The sequence below is a fragment of the Corynebacterium heidelbergense genome, from assembly GCF_028609845.1.
GTDB lineage: Bacteria > Actinomycetota > Actinomycetes > Mycobacteriales > Mycobacteriaceae > Corynebacterium > Corynebacterium heidelbergense.
The window spans coordinates 1651289-1671628 of sequence record NZ_CP063191.1; the positions used below are offsets into that span (position 1 = coordinate 1651289).

The following is a 20340-nucleotide window of genomic DNA, read 5'->3' on the forward strand; positions in this document are numbered from 1 at the left end:
TCTTGACACTGGCCTCAGCTGAGCTTTAGCCTCCCTGACTGTTCGATAACCACAAATCTAGGAGACTAACGCATGACCCTGGACGTTTACTACGACTTCCTGCACACCGCCGCTGACGCTGTGAAGGGCTTCATCCACGCGCTTCCCTTCGCCGACCAGCAGGTGACGGGCAGCACGGATTCCTTTGTGTGCGGGTTCCACGAGGGGCTGGACGTCGCGGCTCAGTACCCCAACGACCCGGCAACGGCACAGACCGTGGCAGTGAACCAGGCTGTGCAGGTTTGCCAGTAAGGTAGCCCCCTTTCGAGCGAACTCACGGCTGGACCGAATCGGCATCCCCCGAACAAATTCGCGGCCGTGGAACTCTTAGTGGACCAGTCTTTATCAGGCCTACACAACGTGTGCGCTCTCGGCTATTTGCCGTGAGCGCCTTTTTGTGACCCTCATTTCCGTGCCGCTCACCCAAAGCGGGGAAGTTGCTTGCCCGATGCAGCAGCATCCGCAGACGGGACGTTGGCACCGAGCCTATCGACGCGCGCCTTACGAAAACGCAAGGAAAAGCTTTTCTAGCGCTTCGCGCTCACTCTGATCGTCCTCGCCAAGGCATTGCGCCATGCCAGTCGCCAGAATGCTGAAGGCGGCCCGATCCAAAGCTTTCGATGCAGCGGTGAGCTGTTGAAGTATCTTGCAGCAGTCTTGCCCCTCTTCCAGCATCCGCACTACCGCCTCAATTTGCCCCTTAGACCGCTTGAGCCTGTTGACCGCTGGCCTCACAGAATCGGCTGAAAGTTCCACAACGATTCTCCTCGTCCGTCTCTACACGGCGGTGAACCGGCCCATTTTTAGGTGTCGGTGTACCCCACCCGCCGAACTACACCCCAGCGGGTATCTTGTATACCTCCCGGGGTATTGGCGCTTTGGAGCACAGGGCACACGCCCCCGTCAACGCACCCCCTACCCAACGCATCTTGATGCACGTCAAGGCGAACAAGTATGTGCTCACCCACCACCTGTAATAACTGCGGCAAGACCACCTGGGTCGGCTGTGGTCGGCATGTCGACGCTGTCAAGGCAAGTGTCCCGGATGCACAATGGTGCGCCTGCGAACGCAATCAGACGAAGACCCGAACATCCTTGCGGCAGGTGTTGTTCGGAAATTAGTGCCATCGACCCGGAAGAAGGTCGGGCTTCCGGCCCCAACGGAACACTGCCCGAACACTATCTACAACACCGTTAGGACCTCGCATGTTCCTCCAACGCATTTATGACGAAGACCTTGCGTCGGCCAGCTACTTCATCGGCTGCCAGGCCAAAGGTGAAGCGCTCGTTCTCGACCCCCGGCGCGATATCTCGGTCTACCTGGACATGGCCGCAAAGCAGGGCATGACCATCACGCACGTCACCGAGACGCACATCCACGCCGACTACCTCTCCGGTACTCGGCAGCTCGCCAACGCCACCGGCGCGGAGATCCACCTCTCGGCCGAGGGAGGACCGGACTGGCTCTACGATTTCGAAGGCACGCCCATGCACGATGGTGATTCCTTCGAGCTCGGCAACATCACCGTCAAGGCCGCCCACACCCCAGGCCACACCCCGGAACACCTCATGTTCCTCGTGACCGATGGAGCCTTCGCCAATGAACCCGGGTTCGCGTTCACGGGCGACTTCGTCTTCGTCGGCGAGCTGGGCCGCCCCGACCTACTCGACGAGGCCGCCGGTGGCGACAACACCCGCGTCCAGGGAGCGAAGGATCTGTTCGCCAGCCTGCGCACCAAGTTCGTCTCCCTGCCCGACTACGTGCAGGTCCTGCCTGCTCACGGCGCAGGAAGCGCATGTGGCAAGTCCCTGGGGGCCGTGCCCACCTCCACCGTGGGCTACGAAAAGGCCAATGCTTGGTGGGCTCCCTACGTGGAGAACAACGACGAGCAGGGCTTCATGGACGAACTCCTTGACGGCCAGCCCGATGCCCACGCCTACTTCGGCCGCATGAAGCGCCAGAACAAGTCCGGCCCCGCAGTTCTCGGCGAACGCCCGGAGCCGCACGAACTCAGCGCCGACGAAGTCAACAACCAGCTCAAGAACAACGAAGCGATCTTCGTGGACACCCGCTCCCACCAGCAGGTCCACCAGGGCACAGTGCCGGGCTCGCTGCACATCCCCGGCCCGGACCAGACCGCGACCTTCGGCGCTTGGGGCTACGACCCCGAGCGCGAGTCCCAGCCGCTCGTATTGCTCGCCACCGACCAGTCCCAGGCCGAGGCGATGCGCGATTCCCTCGCCCGCGTCGGTATTGATGCGGTGAAGGGGTTCGTCACCAGCCTGGATGGTTTCCAGCTTTCCACCCCGGAGATTCTCGAACCGGAGCAGCTCGAACAAGCCACCAAGGATAAGAGGGATAAGAAGTACGATCTACTGCTCGACGTACGCAACAGGAGCGAGTACGCCGCCGGCCACATCCCCGGCGCCTCCCAGCTCAGCGCCGGCCCGCCCTCTGGCATACCGATACACTGCCTACTGACGGCACCATCGTGACATACTGCCAGTCCGGTCGCCGCAACTCCGTGATCGCCTCGGCTCTGCGCCGCGAGGGCTTCCACATCATCGAGCTCGACGGCAGCTACGCGGGCTGGTCGGAGCGCACGTCAGACGAGCCGGCCACCGACTGAAGGCTGAAGAGCCCATGACCATCCTTCACACCCTCGCGCTCGGCGTGCTCGCTGTTGTCATCGGCCTCGCCGTCGGCATCCTCGGCGGCGGTGGTGCCATCCTCGCGGTGCCGGTGTTTACGTTCGTCGCGGGCTTTCCGGCGTCGCAGGCGGTGGGGGCATCGTTCGTGGTAGTGGGGGCGTCGTCGCTGTTCGGTGTGCTGTTGCGCCTGCGCAGCGGTTCGATCCGGTGGATGGTGGGTCTAACCATGGCGGCCGCGGGCGCGCTGGGTGCTCAGGCGGGCCAGTGGCTGGGCGACTTCGTCTCCGACCGCGCGACCCTCATTATTTTTGCGCTGGTCATGCTTCTCAGCGCCGTGTCGATGCTGCGTGGTTCCCGCCCGTCTCGTTCTTCTCGACGCCCATCCATTCCCCTCGTCCTCGCACTCGGTTTAGGGATTGGAGTGCTGACTGGCTTCACGGGGGCAGGCGGCGGCTTCATCATCGTGCCCGCACTGGTGGCGCTGGCGGGGCTTCCCTTCGCAGCGGCATCGGCCACTTCCCTGCTGGTCATCACGATCAACAGTGCCAGCGGATTGCTGGGTTATCTGGGGGAACAATCGCTGCCGTGGGCCACGGTCGGCTCCGTGGTGGCGATCGCTTTGGCGGGTACGTTCATCGGCACGTGGATTGCCAGCCGAGTTGATGGCGCGAAGCTGAAGGTCGTTTTCGGCGCCCTGACGCTCGTCATCGGGCTCGGGGTGCTGATCAGTCAGCTGGTCGGCGCGGGCTAGCCGCGCAGTTGCGGATCCGGTGCCTTCTTATCGTCAGCCCCTAGCGCTCAACAGGAAAGAGCGTAGCCAGCCAGAACCTATCCCCTTCCGGCGCAGACTTTTCCAAGACTTGCTGTGCAGTTGCGTTGGGTTGATGGCGCAGTAGCAGTGCAAAGTATCCGTCGTTGTGCAGGTCCGGCAGTTTCCCATCATTGCTCGTGCAATTACGGGAAACTCATTGGGTCATTGACCCACCCCGCAACGACTCCCAGCGCTTTGCCCATGCGCTGGCCGCCGTCGGAATCCCAGACGGGGTTGCCAGCGACGTCGAAAGTCTGCGCAGCAACACTCATCGGCAACAGGGCGTAGTGGGTGTACGCGATGCCCCGCTGCCCCTTAGTGGGACCGCCGTGATAGTCGCTGGTCGACGACCGGATCATCTCCTTCGGCAGCGATCCATCCGGGGCGATTTCCTGCGGCACGGCCTTCAACCATTGTGTTCGCGCTCGTGTAACCAGGAATTGATCGTCAAGGAATATTCCACTCGACGCCACCAGCAGTATCCCCCACTGCCCGTGGTTGTTGGAGTTGGTTAATTCTGCGTTGGGTACAAGTTGGTCTCGGGTGAATGCTGCGAACGTCGAATCATCTTAGCCGCCGACTCCGCGGACCCACGTTGCCGCGGCGAGAAGGTAGGGCCCATTGAAATTGGGGGCGTTCGTAACCTGAACCGTCCCAACGTTCTGCAGGGTTGTGGCCCACGCATCGAGAATGCGTTGTGCCTGGCCCGCGTCGTCGGTGTTTCCTGTGACGAGGTAGCTGAGGGCCTTGACGTAGGCGGCGTTGGCATCGCGGGCTAGGTCTTGCGAGCCCTGATCAAGTTCTTCGTCTGTTCCCGTTGAGGTGTAGTGATCGAGCAAATTCAGCTCCGCGACGGGGTGCGGCGTGTAGGCGCCCAGTTCTGCGCTGGCCTGCCGAATCTTTGCTACGGCGCCAGCATCGCTTTTGACTCTCTCGAGATGTTGGTGGGTAAGGATAAAGCCCTGGGCGCTCGCCAAGGTTGAATCTGAGCTGGCCGTCGCCTGGCTTATTGCGGAGTGTTTTCCCGGGTCATCGGAGGAGCAGGCAGTGAGCGGCGCGGCCATGAGCACCATGGCGCACAGAATGGTACCGAGGCGCCGCCCCGCTGACAATCGGCACATTCCGCCGATAGAAGGCCTGTGGTGACGCAGTGTCAAAGGCGACCACAGCGAGGAGGAGGAAATGTGAGCTCCGGGCGAGCTGGTAGGAGGCACACTTCAGCGTTGCGCGAACAGAGCCCCTGCGGTCAGCTACACGTTGAACTTGAACTCCACCACGTTCTGGACAGTTCTAACGTCTAGCAAGCGCTACCCTTACTGATTTGCCACTCTTAGACGCTAGAATGGGTATGTCGCTGAACGCCAGCGATACACCCCTCCGAGCTAGGCCGGTTCGGAGAAGAAAGTTACTGTCGTGTGGCCAGCGATAGCTTGTGGATGCGGCGACGCGCACCGCAAGAACAATGGGACACCGTCGCATGCCCCTGCGCGAGATGGGCCCGCGCAGACAAGGCAGTCCACTGGGAGCCCAACCCCGCAAGATTCGGTCGCGGTCCCGATGCGGTGGAAAGGAGACCTGACCGCGAAGCCCTGTCCGAGATGAGCTCCGGGCGGGAAGCTAGTGTCGAACGTTGTCTCAAGCCTGAACGGCAACCGCAGCGGAGCGGGTCGCACAGGAAATTTAAGGGTCCGCAAGCCGCTCGACGGGCACGTCGGGTTCAAGAGGCTAGTTATGGCATGGGTGACTGAGTTCCTGAGGAGAACTCGGCATGCCCAGCTATCGGCGCGAGTCCGCAGCCCCATACCTATCGCTCCACGAAGCTTCGGAACTTGGCTACGGCGGATACTCCACCCTTCGCAAGTACATCAGCGATGGGCGCTTGCCCCACCACCGTCTTGGTCGCCGCATTCGCGTGCGCCGGGGCGATCTTGATGCTCTACTGACCAGCGCGGACTGTGACCCTGTTGATGCTGCCATCGATAGGCTGCTCGCTGCTGCCCCACCACTCACCGCCGAGCAGACGCGGCGTTTGCGCGACCTCCTCGAAGGTGCGTGATGAGCGTGCTGGACTCCACCTCGCAGGCCCTCGCAGAGGTCGTCGTCGACAACCCCGTTGCGTCCCGAAAAGACGTTATTGGGACGCAAGAAGAGGGCAAAACACCTGGTCAGAGGTCACTGGCGGCACTCCCCTATGGGGAAGGCCCCATTGCCGCCGCTGCCGCCAGTGGGTGGCGGGTGGGCCGGGTGGTCGACACCGCGACCTCGCGCAAGCACCCGGCGTCGTTCGTCGTGCTGACCAAGACGGTCTATCGGACGGCGACCCGTGCGGCGGGCGGCTTCGGTTCGTACCCGTCGGTGCGGGGGATGCGGTCGGGCAAAAACTCGATCGTCGTCGGGTTCGACACCGAGTTCGTCGGTGCAGACTCGTTCGACGCCGAGCGTGGCTGGATCGGCGAGAGCGAGCAGGTCACGCGCCGGATCGTGTCCTACCAGTTCGCTGCCATCGACCCGACCAACCACGACCGGCTGCGGCTGGCCGTCATTCTGCCGACCCCATACCACGGCCCACTTGGTCGCCGCGTGGCTCGTCTGTCGTTCGGCAAGGCGCTGGAGCTGGCCACCACGGCGCTGGGCTTGCACGAACACCCGCTGGCAGAGGGTTGGACAGTCAAGGGCGTGCCCTGCAAAGACGTGATGGACGCCAACGGCAAGTGTCAACGGGGGCGGTGGTTCCGGCAGAAGGGCGAGCATGCGCACGCGCTGCCGATCACGCTCGTGGCGCACTTCCAAAACGCCGACCTGACGACCTTCGTCGACCCGGTGAAGATGCACAACACCTGGGAGAGCGCCTATCCTGGCGGCAGGAAGCGACGCCGGTCGAGTGCCGGCTACTCGGGGTATCGGAATCGTCGGCTGAACGACCGGGAGCCGGACATCCTGCGTGCGGTGATCTCGGCCAGTGCGGGGATGGTCTCGCCCAAGCCCATTGAGTGGGTCCTGCCTGGTGAGAACAAGCGCTGGGCTCGCCCGGTGGTGGTCTCGATCCGCGACACGATGGCGCAGTCGGGCGCTGCGAAGCTGTCTGAGCTGGGCGACGCCGTGGGCGTGGGGAAGCTGGATGTGCCCGACGACTGGATCACGCGCATGGACGCGTACCTGTTCGCCCATCCCGCCGAGTTTCTCGACTACGCTTCTAACGACGCCGTGATCGCCTTGGAGTACGTCAGCCAGATGTACGGCGAGGACCAGGAGGTCGCGCTCACGCTGCCGACGGCTGCGGCCCGTGCCGTCCGCGGCATCATCACGGCCGAGCTCGCAGAGCGCCAGTTGGGCAAGCCCCTGGTGGGGGTCGGGCCCAAGATCAACTTCAACTCCGTGTTCGGCGGTCTGGAGAAGGTCACCAAGAAGACCGAGCAGACCGTGAGCATCGAGAACCAGCTCGCCTACTACCGGCAGCGCGAGTTGCAACCGCTGGACGGTGCTGCGGCGACGTGGATTCATGCCTGTGCCCTGTCCTTCCGGGGCGGGTACAACATGTGCGCGGAGGTGGGGTTGTTCCGGCAGACCACCCACGACCTCGACCTCCAGTCGTGCTATCCGACGGCCAGCTCGACCATCTGGGATGTTGACTACCTGCATCCCGACGGCGTGATCCTGCGGACGGTGAACAACGTTGAGCTGTCGCTGGACGACTTCGCCGAGGGTGGGCCGTTGACGCCGTTTGTGGGGTTCGTGTCGTTCGAGTTCGACAAGTCGGTGGCCTTCCCCTGCCTGCCCGTGCCCGTCGAGGGGTCGATGGTCTACCCCCGGACGTCGGGTGGTGCACGTGGGGTGTGGGCGATGGCTCCCGAGGTCTGGTTGGCGCTGAAGCTGGGTGCCCGGGTGACGTGCCAGATCGGACACTTCGGTCGCACTCTGCGGCTGGAGGACGGGTCGCCGTCGCGTCTGCTGCGCCGCCCGTACAAGACGCTGCTGGACGACCGGGCGCGGGCCAAGAAAGAGTTCGGCAAGAAGTCCTTCCAGCAGTCCGTGCTCAAACTGATGGCCAACTCCCCCTACGGCAAGCTCGCCCAGGGTGTCATGGGTCAGCGTGGCTGGGATGCCTGGGCGCAGGAGCGCGACGAGGTGGGTGGTTCGGCGATCACGTCCCCGTGGCACGCTTCCATGACCACCTCCCTTTCTCGTGCGGTGCTGTTGGCCACGCTCAACGACTTGAACGACCGTGGGTACTCGACACCGAGCTGCACGACCGACGGGTTCATCACCGACGCCGAGCTGGTCGTGGTCGATGGTCTGGAGCTCTACGGGCTGTCGGGGCTGTGGCGCGAGACCCGCGAGGCGCTGACAGGTTCGCGGGACATGTGGGAGGAGAAGCACACCCAGACAGACCTGCTCAACGTCACCACCCGCGCGAACTTCTCCCGGCAACCCTGCGGCGTGCTCGCTCACGGCGGGTACAAGCTACCCGAGGGGATCGAGGTCGATAGCCAGGAGGATAGGGACCATATGTACGACCTCATGGCCTCCCGTGAAGGCGCGCTGCCGGTGACGATGAAGGTCTTCCCGTCGATAGAGGAGCTGACCCGCGTCCACAACCGGCTGGACTTCTCCCCCATCGTCGTCGACAAGCAGCAGACTATCGAGTTCGACCGTAAGCGTCGCCCTGTGCCCGACGGCATGACGGTCGACATGGTGATGGTCGACGATGAGGTCTTCGAGGTCGCTCACGTACAGACCGTGCCGTGGGGCTCCCCGGAGGAATGCGAACTTGGCAGGTCCGTCGATGGCGGGCTGAAACGGTGGGACGAAAAGCTGGGTGAGCCCGTGTGGGAACGCTCGCCGGTGCGCCGGACGCGCAACCAGTGGCTGGACTATTTCGACCGACTCGATGTGCTCCTTGACGAGGACGGTCAGATCGCTGAGGCCGAGCGGCTGGACCGCATCTCCAAAGGCATTGTGATCGCCTACCGCCAAGGCGTCATTGACATCCCGTGGCTCGGTCCTGACCGTCCATTAGCCGATCGGCTCAACGCCTTCGGGAAGTTCGGGCTGCCCAAACCCAAAGAGCGCTTCTGGTCCCATGCACGGTCCAAGGCCGAACGTCAGATCGAGGTTGACTTCGATGCTATCGCGCCGTATGCGGCCAAGATGCAGGCCTCCGATCCATTCGCCAAAGACACAGACGAGCAGGTGTGAGCACGATGCCCTACACCCTCGGTGGTCTGTCGTTCAACACTAAGAAGGAAGTCTGCGCTCACGCCAGCGCCGTCCTAAACCGCGCGGCCCTTGACAAGTTTCTTCACGGCCCCGATGCGCGGTTCGCTTGTGACCTCCTCGCGCATCATCCCGACGCCTCACGGAAACGTGGTGTGGGGGTTATTGGTATCACCGTGGTCCATATCGCGGACTGGGGTACCCGGAACTTCCGTGTTGTGCGAAGGGACGGCTCTGTCGACAACTGGTCGATCAAGAAGTGTATCTCCCACCTCCGGCCGGATGATCATCCTGAGGGCTGTCACGGGTCGCAGAGTGGGGCTGTGGGTGGCTGAAATGGGTGGCTCGAACAGTTCCCGAGCTCCACCTTGTGGATGTGGTGGCACGCAACAGCAATTCGTCAGGAGAAGGAGAGAGTAATGACCGAGAAACCCCCTATGGACCCTGCGGTGTTTGGGGTCTTGTCTGTGGATTGGGTGGCGCTGGCTAAGGAGGCTCGTGCGGCTGCGGACGCGCTGGAGCGCGCTTTTGCGTCGTCAGCTCGCCCCGATTTACCGCCCGATATGGCTGCTGAGTTTGCGGCGTTTGAGGATGCTCTGGAGGAGCGCCGGCGGTGGGATCGGGAGCAGGAAGCGCAGGCCTCGAAGCCGCCGCAGGCGCCGCGCCGGCGGGCCTCGCAGTCTCGGGCTCCACGGCGTGAACCTGCGCGCCCGCTGCGGTACACGCGGGCCCCGAAGAAGGACAACGATTTTGAGATGGGGATGTGACAGTAATGGCACGACGAGTCGAGACCGCCGTGCGCCGTATGGCGGCGGTGCAGAAGGAGCGCGAGGCTGCTGTGCAGCGGGAGCGGGAACTGCGCGCGCAGCTGGTTACTGCTGTGGGCGAGGCCGTGGTGAGTGCGGTGGAGAAACCGCGCTCACGATGGGCTGCGTTCCGCACGAAGCCGCTGGACGATCTTCTGGTGGAGATCGGGCTTGTTCAGGGTCACAGGGAGGACACGACGATCACGGATAGTGATGGTCAGGGTGGCCCCGAGGCTGCGAGTCCTGGGGGCGCTCACCCCCAGGAGTCGGCCACAGAGGACAGGTGACATGTCCGTGTGGTGCAGGGGTCCAGGGGCGGCACGCTCCGGCCAGCCACCCGGAGCGCCGGAGGTGCTCAGGGTGATGCTGGCCCTGGTAGCCGACCAGCCGTCGCCAGCGACTCACCAGTGCCCGATCACCGCGCCTTGCGGTGGGTGGGACGGTGATCGTCTGAGGCGTGTCGGTCGGCTACCAGCTGTGGGCCACCCCGCCGCGCGGGTGGGCCACTTCCCGCGTAGCGGGATGGGCGAAGGAGGTGTGCGATGTATCGCACGACGATTCGCCTGAGCGAGGACCAGGCTGCGTTTGTGGAGCAGCTAGCCGAGCGGCTTGGGCTGCGTCCCGTGGATGTGATCCGGGGGGCGCTCGATGCTCTCGGTGCTCGCCTGCCAGCGGACTGGCACTGGAGGCTCTCAGAGCTGCCGCCGAAGACTCGGGCGTCACTTAGTCAGCTGGCTCTGTCTGTGGATCGGGTGGGGGTCAATGTCAATCAGATTGCGCGGCTGTGCCACCGCCACGGGGTCGGTGTTGAGGCTGACGTTCTCCTAGAACAGGTGGCGCAGGTTCAGCAGTATCTCGGTGCGATAGAGCAGGCGGTGAAGGTGCAATGTCGGTCACCACAGTGACGAGAACAACTTCGCTGACAGCGGCCACCATTTATGTGGCCTACGGCACGCGGGAGAATGCGGATGCGGACCTTCTGCGTGCGGAGCGATTGTCCACTATCGGGTTTCGGGCGGCCTCGCCATTGGAGTGGGCGGTGGCGGGGTGTCAAGAGCTGCGGGGGCATCCTCGCCGTACGAATCAGGCCGTGGCGTATGTGCAGAGTTGGCCAAGGGAGGAGCTGGACAGAAACGACCCGGAACACGTCAGTCGTGCTCATCAGGCTGGGCTGGAGCTGGCTCACCGTATGGCCCCGGGGTGTCCGGTGACGGTGGCCACGCATACCGATAGCGCCAGTGGGTGCGTGCACAACCACATCGTGATTCTCAACCACGATGTAGGCACTGGTCTCGCCGCCCCGAAGCCTGCGGGGAACGTCCACGCGGTGCGTGCTGTGAACGACGAGATCATGCGCGATTTCGGCCTGGCTGTGCTGCCGGGTCGGGAGGAGGTGTCGCTGTCGCGGGCGGAGCGTATCGCTCAAGCGCAGGGTCGCCAGATTGACGCGGCCGGCCTCAGTCTTCACGAGCTCACGGGGGACACGTGGAGGTCGTATCTCCGCGCGCGGATTGACGCTGTTCTCGCCGACGAGCACGTGGGGTCTGTGGACGATTTCATTCGCCACGGCCCCGACCACGGGGTGCACGTGGAGCGTCAGGGTGACGCCCTCACCTATGCCCTGGTCGATGACGACGAGGATGTTGTGCGATACCGAACGAAAAGAGGCTTCCGGAAGTGCGCCACCAGTGGCTCGCGCCTGGGGTCTGACTACACCACTGCGGGCGTGGCGTCGTATCTCGATGATCTCGCGCAGGCTCGCGCCGAGGAGGCGGTGGAAGGCCTCAGGCAACAACAGCAACGGGCGGCGCTTGCCGCCGTGAGCAAGCACACAAAAAACGATCAAGGAGTGATTTCCATGCCACAGAACCCCAGGCGCCAGCCACAGCACAGCGAGCTCACGGAGACCAGGGTCCACAGCCTGATTACGGATCGTCTCGAGCCCGTGGTGGAGACCATCCAGGAAAGCCCCACCAGGCAGGAGCTGGAGTCCTCGCTGTCGGAGATCGACACCCGGATTCAGAAGCTCGGGGTCTCCTACCAGGCACTCAACGGCTTATCCGAACAGCAGCAGAAGCTAGAGCGGCAGCTGAGCGTGCTGTCACGGACCACCGTGGGGACGGAGGAGTACAACCACGCGCAGCAGAAGGTCAGCGAGACGATCAGCTCCATGGTCAGGATGATCAGCGGGCTAGGTCCGTCACTGGCCGAAATCAAGCAGCTCCTCGCCGAGCTGCTCAGGATGTACCGGGCCACGCTCGAAATGGGAAAACATCCCGTACAGCTCAGCGAAAAGTCGTCCGACAGCATCAGCGCCGGGCTAGCACGACAACTCAGCGAGACTTTGAGCCAGAGTTTTAAGCCGCTGGTGTCTGACATCAGTAATGAGATCCGAGACGATGTGACGGGCGCTATCAAACGCACACTCGTCAATGAGCATCAACAGCTAGCTAACGATGTCCAGCGACTACAAGCAGAGAACAAAGACCTGCATAAGACACTGGAGACCGCTGCCGACCAGGCACGCAGGCAGTCACGGGTTACTGTCTGGGCTCTCACCGGCACAATCGCTATCCTTGCGTCCCTCATGTCCATCGGAGCCCTCGGCAAGTCGCTGCTCGACATCCTGGGCGTCACCCAGGGCATTCCCGCGCTCTGGGCCCACGTCTGGGCCGCCGAAGGGTTCTGGCCCACGACAGGGTGGCTGTTCGTGACAATCCTGACACTCGGGGTCGTCCTCGGCGGCCTCGGCTGGCTCGTCCACATCGGGTGGGGCATCGTTCGGGGCATCGAGGAGCGTCGACGATGGTGACCCCCGTCACGTGAGCCCCTGTTTTCACCGCCACTCGACGGCCACGCTGTCCGGGTTGAATGCCTTTTTGCCGCGTGGTTGAGGCTGAAGGGTCACGGTTGCAAGAGCGTCGATGACCTGGCGTTGGACATCGAGAGAGGCGGTGAGGAACGCCTTCGCTGGGTCGTTGGCCCCGAGGATGGGGGCGAGTCCTGCGGCCTGCCCCCGGAGGAGTCGCTCGGTCTCCAACTGGGTGATGCGTGCCTCGGCGGCGTCACGGATGCGCTTGAGGTCCCGACCCTCGATGATCTCCTCGTCGTAGTCGCGTTGGGCTCGCAAAATGCGAGCGCGCTGCTCGGAGATGGCGGCGTCGATGCCCTGACTCGTTGATCCAGGACTGACCGTGGGCTCCCTGCGTAGAGCGTCGGGCCTTCTCAGCCGCTCGGCGATGAGGCGGGTGACGAAGTTATCGACCCCTGCACCGCTGCGCATGAGACTCGTGACAACGGGCTTGCCTTCCTCGTCGCGCACGACGTGCTGGGCACAGCGGTAGCCGCGAGGAGCACCTGTGACTTTGGCTCCACACACACCGCAGCGGTACAGCCCCGAGCCCAGGTGCGTGCGCTTGGTCAACCCGGAAGTGTTGGTCACTCGTTCGGTGTCGTCGAGGATGCTCTGCGCCTGCCACCAGGTCTCGTCGTCGATAATTGCGTCCCATTGCCCCCGGATGGGTTCCCCAGACTCGTCGCGAAGAATCTGCGCCCGCCACGTGCGACGGCGCCCGCCGTCAGGCTGGGCGGTCTTGGGGGTGTAGGTCGACATCCGCGCGTATCGGGGGTTACGCAGAATGCCCAGCACGGTCGAGGGGTTCCACGGGCCGTCGGGTTTAATGGGGTGGGGTATTTTTCCCTCATCCTGTCGTTGCTCGGCGCGCTCGACCGAGACGACATGGGTGTGCTTGGGGCGGGGCTCCAAGCCCTCGATGGGTTCGGTACCGCTGAGGCCACGAGCAAGCGAACGCAGCGACTCGCGGTGGTCGGTGCGGGTGAACAGACGGTAGATGGCGCGAACGGTGTCAGCCTCATCGGGGATGATGTCACCGTTGACGGCGTAACCGAGCGGTCGCATCCCCTTTGGGGCCCTCCCCTGCCTGGCCCGCTGGAGTTGCGCCGCAGATTGGCGGGCACCCTTGCGTTCCATCTCTGCACGGGCGACAGCGGCCTTGATGCGGGCGTACATGCGTCCGCCGTCGGTAGAGAGATCGGCGTCGCCGTTGGCGGTGACCAAGGCGAGCCCGCGCAGCTCGGATGCGTCGATCCAGTCCTCAAGCTGGCGAGGTTGGCGGGTGAGCCGATCGAGGTCGTAGCAAATGATGGCGTCGAAAGCCCCAGCCTTGTAGTCAGCGACCATCTGGTCGTAGGCCGGGCGAACTTTCGTTCGGTCCGTGGCGCTCTTCGACTGGTCGACGTAGGTCTCGACGACCTCCCACTGGCGATAGGCAGCGAGTGCCTCGCACTGCTCTCGCTGGCGGTCGATGGCTAGGCCGTCCATCTCGCGGTCGAGGGAGATGCGCAGGTAAATCGCGGCTTTACGGTGCAGGGGAGACGAGGGAGGCATGTGACCACAATAGGAGCCACACGTAAGTCCTGTACAGAATAGGCTCCATCCCCCTCAGACTATCGCCTCGTTAAGTGTCCCCCGCTTGCACACGACGGCATCATCCTCACACCTGTGCCATGAGTTGACTCACCCGGCCAAGACCTGCTTGATCAATGCGGCGATATCGTCACGCTGCACTTGGTCGCGGAACGTGACTTCGATTCCCCCAGAGCTCATCGACTCGAAGAAACGCCGTGCCGCCACCATCCTGAGCTTCTCACCCTCTCTCAGGTCGGAGCGCTTCTTGACGTCCTTGGTCTCAACGATGAAGTTGAGTGACAACCCACCGTCATCGCGCTTGAGCACGTACATGAAGTCCGGGCTAGTGGTGCCGCCGAAGTACAGGGGCACCTTGATCGACCGGCGTGGGATCTTCCCGAAGACGAGGACTTCATCGAGCTTGGAGTCGCGGATCGTGTCATGCTCCTTCGGCGAGTCGTACACAAACGCGTCGTACAGGAACTTGTCCGGCACGATGGCCTTGTCGTCGCGGAAGACGCCGATGTTACCCTGCGTGATGCTCTCGAGCGGGGCACCATCTGCATCGGTGAGTTCCGTGCCGAGTACGAGCCCCTCGATCTTCGAGTACGTGAACCGCTCGAGGTAGTTACGCTCCATCCACTCCGTGAACCCAGCAACAAACTCATGCAGGGTCGCCTTGTTGAAGAAGTCGGCAGGGAGGCTCTTCTTCGCGTCGAGGCGGACGAGCCCCGCGTGGACACGATCGATCGGCAGTCCCGTCTGAGCACGGACACGCTTCAGCCAGTCGCCGTACGGCATCGTCTCGGTTGCGTTGAAGACCTTCTTCGTCTCCGTCCGAACCTCCAGGGACGAGCCCTCGTCAGCCTGCACGACGACATCTTGCGCGAATCGACCGAACTCCTGCCGGTAGATATCAGCGCCCAGCACCTCGTCGATGCACTCATCGATCTCGCCGGCCGCGAGCTCGTCGAGGCGGAGGTAGTACTTGGCGTTCAGCGTCTCCCAGAGGTCCTTGAGCGCGGAGTACCGCTCGGAGCGAATGCCGACCTTAACCTTCTGATTTCCCTTCACCACCTTGTCAGGCTTCAGGCCCGTCTTGTTGAACGCGGGGTAGGCAGCGAACAGGTCATCTTCGCGCCCCGGTACGACGTTCTTGTCGGGATCGACGAGCCCCTGCTGCAGGAGCTCGATGAAGAGTTCCGTCTCCGTCTTGCCGAGCTCGTCGGCGACCTTGGGCAGTAGCTCCTTAACCTTGGCTGGGCCCACGGCGACGTCGGAGTTGATCTCGTCGACGAGAGACTCGGCGAACTTTTGCTCCGTGTAGTCGATGAGGTAGGTGAGGTAGAACTGCTCGCCCGCGCGACGCGTGCCTTTCGCGTCCACGGGCAACCGGAGGCCACGGCCCACCTCCTGGAGCTTCGAGATCTCCGATCCGGACGACCGGAGCTTGACGATCTGGAACACGTTCGGGTTGTCCCAACCCTCACGGAGCGTCCACTTCGAGAACAGGAATCGGCGAGTGTTCGGCTCGCCGCTCGCTGTCTCGAAGGACAGCATCGCCTCCTTGTTGCGGAGGATGTCGTCGACCTCGCGCTGGATAGCCTCGTCGGTGGTGGAGTTGTCCGCGGAGAAGTATCCTCCGTTCGTCGCTTCGACGTCAGCGAGCGACGCGCGCAGGTAGGCGACGTACTCCTTGGCGACGGGCGAGGAGTCGCCCTCACGCTTCTCGATCTCGGCGGTGAGCCGTGAGATGAGGAGCTCCTCGAAGCGCTGCCTGAGGTGCCCCTTCGAACCGTCGCTGCCGCGATAGGACTCGATCGAGTCGATGAAGAACAAGGTGAGGGTCTTGACCCTGGACGAGCGGCGGAAGTTCTCCCACTCGGTTTCGAAGTGGTTGTCGAGTGCCTGCCGCATCATCAGGCTCTGATAGGTGTCCGAGTAGACCCGGGCCGAGAGGATGTCCCCTGTACCCAGCGTCTGACCGTTGGAAAGCGTGACGCCGGATTTGATCGTCGGATTCTCGGTCTTGCCGATTCCTTCGATCGTGATGCCCGCGAATGCACCGTCCGCGATGCCGAGGGACTCCCCCATATCGAAGGTGAGGGACTTCCCCGTGCCAATGTTCTGGAACGTGGCCTGCTTCGGCTTGCGCGCGGAGAGACTCGTGAGCTTCAGTCGAGTTGTGTCGCTGCTGCTGTCCTGCGGGTACTGGACCTGGACGCCCTTGACCAGCTGTTCGTTGAATGACTCGACGGCACCGAGGTTGAACACGAGGTTGTTGTAGTCGGTCTTTCCCGTCTTGCCGAGCTCCGGGAACGTCGCGCCGAAGCGGAAGACCGCCAGAGGCTGGATCTCGTCGATGAGCGTCTGATACGCCTTGTTGTCGCGTCGGAAGCGGTGCGGCTCATCCATGATGACGATGGGGCGAGTCTCTCGGAGCGCCTCGTACGGGACGCTGGCCGTGCCGAGCACCGTCTGGTCGTAGTTGAACGCCATAGTCTTCTTCGACTGCAGCATGCCGTCAGTCATGAGGAGAGCGGACATGCGACCAGGCGACAGGCGGGAGCCATGCGCGAAGTTGACGACGGAGTTCGGCATCATCTTCCGCCCCTTCGACCGCTTCTGCGGGTCGAGGACGTCGAGGCGCAGCTCCATCTGTGGCCCGTACGAGTCAGCGAAGTACTTGCGCGCATAGTCCGATCGGATGAATGCCTTTACCCCCTCCTTGATCGGGGTCGAGGGCACAAGAAGGATGAACTTCGTGAAGCCATAGAGCCGGTTTAGTTCATACATGAGCTGCGTGTAGACCAGGGTCTTGCCGGTGCCGGTCTCCATCTTGGCGTCGACCCCGAGCACGCCGTCATCCACATGTCCCCGCCATGGACGAGGGATCGCAGCGATCCCCTCCACTATTCCGGACTGAATCGCATTGATGTTCTCGCGAATCTGCGAATCAGCGGGGTCGAACGCGATGTTCGCCTCGGGCGGCGTACTGGCGTCGAGCTCCACGTCCTTGAATACGCGGGTCAGCGCATTCAGCGCACGCTGCTGGTGCTCCAGCGTTTGAAGTCGGATCTGCATGGATCAGTACCGCTCGATTACGGAGACGACCTGACCTGACCGGAGCGACTTGAGGTTCTGCCTCAGCTCGTGCATGACCGAGAACGGCACGGAGTACCCGAAAACGACGAGACGCTTCAGATCGAGCTCACCGGCCTCGAGCTTGGCCACGAGCGCCATCACGTCGTCACTATCGAGTCCCGGCTCGATGACGTAACCGGAGTCCTCGCAGACCTGGAGCTTATACTCGTCGAGCTCCACGGCGTTCACTGTGGGCGTCAGGCCGAATCCATCCTGAACGAGCCAAGTGGAAAGCGCGACCTGGGACCCGGGCGTCCCGTTGGAAGCGAACTTGGATACGAAGTCACCGGCAAGCAACACGCCGTCCTCATTCGGATCGAAGGACTGAAGCTGATCGAGTGTCTTTGCACTCGGCTTTTCCAAACGAAAAAGCTTGAACCCATAATCGACGTCAAATTGCGAATCATTCCGGATATTATCTGCGGCACGTTTGATGCGCTCACGACCAACAGCGTCGACAGTTGCGAAGACATGCCGATCTTCGAAATCGGCGTCGACAGCTTCGGGAATCTGAACCGAAATACACCGACGATCTCCGTCATCTTCCGAATTGAGTTGCATCACAGCATCTGCAGTGGTCGCAGAACCCGAGAAGAAGTCCATGACCAGTGGGCGGTCGCCCTTGGGGGTCACAGATCTAATCAAGGTCTTCACCAGTTCGACTGGCTTCGGATACGTGAAATGGCGCGACAGACCGAGTTCATCGAGGCGACCATCGGGCAGGTACTGAACGATCGGAAGTAGCGAGTAGAGCGCCGAAGACATTTCATCGATCGGCTTATATTCAACAATTACATGTCTACCGGTGTCCCGGAACGGCTCGAGAACCAGCTCCCCAGCCTCTATCCGGCGATCGATTTCGCGCTTCTTGGCTTCGCTGTGATACTCGAGAATCTCTTCATACAGACAACGCCGCTCGACCCCCTTATCGTATTTACCAAACTTCTTGCGCAACACATCATCATCTCGAAGATAATCGCGTCCATCGCGGGAGACAACGTGACCCTGAACAACTTTTGGACGAGAGAGCCGGGGGGCCGATTCTTTGACCGATTTCGAATAGACGTGGATAAGATCGTGGCCCTTAACATAGTGCTTTGCCATTCCACCACCCTTTGCCCGCTGATGAACCAGTGTCCCGACGAAAGAACTCTCGCCAAACACTTCGTCGCACAAATTGCGGAGATTGGCTTGTTCATGGTCGTCGATGCTAATGAAAATGACGCCGTCATCCGCGAGTAGTTCCTTCGCGAGCTCAAGCCGCGGGTACATGAACGTAAGCCACGCGGAGTGCGACGACTTGCCCTGGAGGGCTATCACTCTCTCGGCTTCGTCCTCGTCAAGACCCACCTTCTCAACCAGGTCCTTCGCGGTAAAGCTGAAGTCATCAATGTAGACGAAGCCATCGGAACCAGTGTTGTACGGCGGATCGATATAGATGCACTTCACCTTGCCCGCGTACGACCCCAGCAGATGCTTCAGCGCGTCGAGATTGTCCCCGACGATGTACAGGTTCTCCGACTCAGCGTTCGTCGCCTCGGCGTTGTGCTCAAGGTCGGGTACCACCACCGTCTCGGTCCGCGTCGAGGTCAGGTACTTGGCGTACGACTTCCCCAGGAACTTGAGCTCATAGCCTTCCCGCGTCATCGACACGTCCGCGGAACTGAGCGCCTCCTGAAGGCGGTCGAGCCTGAAGTCGCCGTCCTTGCCGAAGTACTCGGGCAGGGCCGCGCGGAGGCGTGCCAGCTCGAAGTCGTTTGGCTTCGTTGTCTCGTTCGCGTCGTGCGCGTCCCTGATCACTTCCTACCTCCAGACGTAAGACCCGTCCTAAACTCCACCACGTCGCCGTCGGCCATGATGTAGTCTTTGCCCTCCTGGCGGACCTTGCCGTGAGCCCGAGCCTCCGCCATGGAGCCCGCCTCATCCAGGTCCTCGAAGGACACAATCTCGGCCTTGATGAAGCCGCGCTCAAAATCCGTGTGGATCACGCCCGCGGCCTGCGGGGCGGTGGAGCCCTTCTTGATCGTCCACGCACGGGACTCCTTCGGGCCAGCCGTCAGGTACGTCTGCAGCCCCAGAGTCTCGAAGCCCGCCTTGGCCAGCGTCTGCAAGCCCGGCTCCGTCTGCCCCACCGATTCCAGCAGCTCGGCGGCTTCCTCGTCGTCGAGCTCCAGCAGTTCGGCCTCCGTCGCCGCGTCCAGGAACACACAGTCAGCCGGAGCGACGAGCTGGCGAAGTTCGTCCTTGCGGGCGTCGTCGAGCAACACCGACTCGTCGGAGTTGAACACGTACAGGAAGGGCTTGGCTGTCATCAGATGAAGATCGCGGACGCTCGCCAGGTCGATCTCACCGTTGGTGGCGGCAGAGGACAGCGTGCGGCCATCCTCGAGGATCGTCTGGGCAGTCTTGGCACCCTCGACCTGCTCGGCGATCTCCTTATTCTTACGGGCTTCCTTCTCCAAACGCGGCAGAGCCTTTTCAATGGTCTGCAGGTCGGCGAGGATGAGCTCGGTCTCGATCACAGAGATGTCGCTCGCGGGATCGACCCGGCCATCCACGTGAATCACGTTGTCATCGGAGAAAGCACGGACAACCTGGCAGATCGCGTCCGCCTCGCGGATGTTGGCGAGGAAGGCGTTGCCCATTCCTTCACCATCCGAAGCGCCCTTGACGATGCCGGCGATGTCCACGAAAGACACCGTGGCGGGAAGGATGCGCTCCGAGTTGAAGATCTCGGCCAGGCGGGTCAGGCGCGGGTCAGGCAGTTCCACCAAGCCGACGTTCGGCTCGATGGTGGCAAACGGGTAGTTCGCGGCCAATACATCGTTGCGGGTCAGGGCGTTGAACAAGGTGGACTTACCGACATTGGGCAGACCGACGATTCCGAGAGTTAAAGTCACGTCGCTCATCCTAACGCGCGCCGAGACGTTCTCCCCCTGCTCCCCCTAATCCCCCGGCCAGCTCCACACCCCTTTCCCACTTTGCCTCAGCTTTAGCCCCAATCTTCAGTCGCAGCCGGCGCTCCTCTCCGTCGAGCACGTTCCAATCCGTCCACCCATCGTCGAAACACCTGGCCACGACGAAACTGCATCAGCCTTGGCAGCGCCCTGGTTGGTGCTTATAGTTTTGACGTATCAACCGCCGCCGATCTTCCCCAGTTCGGCTCGGTACTGGCCCCGTCTCCCACTAGAGAAGATGCTTCCCCTATGACCCCACCGCGCGAGCCTCAGCCCACGCCCAACCCA

14 protein-coding genes and 2 pseudogenes are annotated in these 20340 nt (G+C 62.5%); 10 read left to right on the forward strand and 6 right to left on the reverse strand.

Annotation, left to right across the window (positions count from 1 at the left end; genetic code table 11):
- Positions 1-72: 72 nt before the first annotated feature.
- Positions 73-291, forward strand: a complete 219-nt coding sequence (locus CHEID_RS07310; protein ID WP_112768768.1) for a hypothetical protein — start codon at positions 73-75, stop codon at positions 289-291.
- A 249-nt stretch (positions 292-540) separates the two neighbouring features.
- Here the strand turns inward: CHEID_RS07310 and CHEID_RS07315 are convergent, their stop codons facing one another.
- Entirely contained in the window at positions 541-795 is a 255-nt protein-coding gene (locus tag CHEID_RS07315) for a metal-sensitive transcriptional regulator (protein ID WP_112768769.1), read from the reverse strand.
- Between the two features lie 450 nt (positions 796-1245).
- On the opposite strand from CHEID_RS07315, the pseudogene CHEID_RS07320 reads away from it, so the two are divergent.
- Both CHEID_RS07320 and CHEID_RS07325 read left to right on the forward strand, forming a co-directional pair.
- Positions 1246-2669: pseudogene (locus CHEID_RS07320) on the forward strand (MBL fold metallo-hydrolase).
- A gap of 14 nt (positions 2670-2683) precedes the next feature.
- Positions 2684-3442: a sulfite exporter TauE/SafE family protein gene (locus CHEID_RS07325; RefSeq protein ID WP_112768770.1), complete on the forward strand. Its 759-nt coding sequence runs from the start codon at positions 2684-2686 to the stop codon at positions 3440-3442.
- Positions 3443-3645: 203 nt separating this feature from the next.
- Here CHEID_RS07325 and CHEID_RS10615 read toward each other — a convergent pair.
- Positions 3646-4623, reverse strand: a pseudogene (locus tag CHEID_RS10615) (alginate lyase family protein).
- 647 nt (positions 4624-5270) lie between these two features.
- Between CHEID_RS10615 and CHEID_RS07335 the strand changes: the two are divergent.
- The 7 genes from CHEID_RS07335 (at position 5271) to CHEID_RS07360 (ending at position 12334) form a co-directional block, all read left to right on the forward strand.
- Positions 5271-5558, forward strand: a complete 288-nt coding sequence (locus tag CHEID_RS07335) for a helix-turn-helix domain-containing protein (RefSeq protein ID WP_112768773.1) — start codon at positions 5271-5273, stop codon at positions 5556-5558.
- Positions 5558-8698 (forward strand): DNA-directed DNA polymerase, encoded by a 3141-nt coding sequence (locus CHEID_RS07340; RefSeq protein ID WP_202973251.1) that lies wholly within the window; start codon positions 5558-5560, stop codon positions 8696-8698. The genes CHEID_RS07335 and CHEID_RS07340 overlap by 1 nt, the downstream gene beginning before the upstream one ends.
- A gap of 5 nt (positions 8699-8703) precedes the next feature.
- A complete protein-coding gene (locus tag CHEID_RS10570; RefSeq protein WP_112768792.1) occupies positions 8704-9051 on the forward strand; it encodes a DCL family protein in 348 nt (115 codons plus the stop codon).
- A gap of 84 nt (positions 9052-9135) precedes the next feature.
- Positions 9136-9483 (forward strand): hypothetical protein, encoded by a 348-nt coding sequence (locus CHEID_RS07345; protein WP_112768774.1) that lies wholly within the window; start codon positions 9136-9138, stop codon positions 9481-9483.
- A gap of 5 nt (positions 9484-9488) precedes the next feature.
- Positions 9489-9809 (forward strand): hypothetical protein, encoded by a 321-nt coding sequence (locus CHEID_RS07350; RefSeq protein ID WP_112768775.1) that lies wholly within the window; start codon positions 9489-9491, stop codon positions 9807-9809.
- Between the two features lie 255 nt (positions 9810-10064).
- Positions 10065-10427 carry a plasmid mobilization relaxosome protein MobC gene (gene mobC / locus CHEID_RS07355; RefSeq protein ID WP_112768776.1) on the forward strand — a complete coding sequence of 121 codons (363 nt, stop codon included), beginning with the start codon at positions 10065-10067 and terminating at the stop codon, positions 10425-10427.
- Positions 10409-12334 (forward strand): relaxase/mobilization nuclease domain-containing protein, encoded by a 1926-nt coding sequence (locus CHEID_RS07360; protein ID WP_112768777.1) that lies wholly within the window; start codon positions 10409-10411, stop codon positions 12332-12334. Before mobC ends, CHEID_RS07360 begins: the two co-directional genes overlap by 19 nt.
- A gap of 24 nt (positions 12335-12358) precedes the next feature.
- Here the strand turns inward: CHEID_RS07360 and CHEID_RS07365 are convergent, their stop codons facing one another.
- From CHEID_RS07365 to ychF, 4 genes are all read right to left on the reverse strand, one after another.
- A complete protein-coding gene (locus CHEID_RS07365; RefSeq protein ID WP_112768778.1) occupies positions 12359-13930 on the reverse strand; it encodes a recombinase family protein in 1572 nt (523 codons plus the stop codon).
- Between the two features lie 129 nt (positions 13931-14059).
- Complete coding sequence (locus CHEID_RS07370; RefSeq protein WP_112768779.1) at positions 14060-17035, reverse strand: type III restriction-modification system endonuclease; 2976 nt, start codon at positions 17033-17035, stop codon at positions 14060-14062.
- A gap of 3 nt (positions 17036-17038) precedes the next feature.
- Positions 17039-18895 (reverse strand): site-specific DNA-methyltransferase, encoded by a 1857-nt coding sequence (locus CHEID_RS07375; RefSeq protein ID WP_112768780.1) that lies wholly within the window; start codon positions 18893-18895, stop codon positions 17039-17041.
- Entirely contained in the window at positions 18892-19995 is a 1104-nt protein-coding gene (gene ychF, locus CHEID_RS07380; protein ID WP_112768793.1) for a redox-regulated ATPase YchF, read from the reverse strand. Before ychF ends, CHEID_RS07375 begins: the two co-directional genes overlap by 4 nt.
- Positions 19996-20340: the final 345 nt, after the last annotated feature.

Excerpts from the sequence above, each read along its gene's own strand:
- CHEID_RS07310 (WP_112768768.1), top strand. The coding sequence starts at position 73 with ATGACCCTGGACGTTTACTACGACTTCCTGCACACCGCCGCTGACGCT.
- CHEID_RS07325 (WP_112768770.1), top strand. The coding sequence starts at position 2,684 with ATGACCATCCTTCACACCCTCGCGCTCGGCGTGCTCGCTGTTGTCATC.
- CHEID_RS07335 (WP_112768773.1), top strand. The coding sequence starts at position 5,271 with ATGCCCAGCTATCGGCGCGAGTCCGCAGCCCCATACCTATCGCTCCAC.
- CHEID_RS07340 (WP_202973251.1), top strand. The coding sequence starts at position 5,558 with ATGAGCGTGCTGGACTCCACCTCGCAGGCCCTCGCAGAGGTCGTCGTC.
- CHEID_RS10570 (WP_112768792.1), top strand. The coding sequence starts at position 8,704 with ATGCCCTACACCCTCGGTGGTCTGTCGTTCAACACTAAGAAGGAAGTC.
- CHEID_RS07345 (WP_112768774.1), top strand. The coding sequence starts at position 9,136 with ATGACCGAGAAACCCCCTATGGACCCTGCGGTGTTTGGGGTCTTGTCT.
- CHEID_RS07350 (WP_112768775.1), top strand. The coding sequence starts at position 9,489 with ATGGCACGACGAGTCGAGACCGCCGTGCGCCGTATGGCGGCGGTGCAG.
- mobC (WP_112768776.1), top strand. The coding sequence starts at position 10,065 with ATGTATCGCACGACGATTCGCCTGAGCGAGGACCAGGCTGCGTTTGTG.
- CHEID_RS07360 (WP_112768777.1), top strand. The coding sequence starts at position 10,409 with ATGTCGGTCACCACAGTGACGAGAACAACTTCGCTGACAGCGGCCACC.
- CHEID_RS07365 (WP_112768778.1), bottom strand. The coding sequence starts at position 13,930 with ATGCCTCCCTCGTCTCCCCTGCACCGTAAAGCCGCGATTTACCTGCGC.
- CHEID_RS07370 (WP_112768779.1), bottom strand. The coding sequence starts at position 17,035 with ATGCAGATCCGACTTCAAACGCTGGAGCACCAGCAGCGTGCGCTGAAT.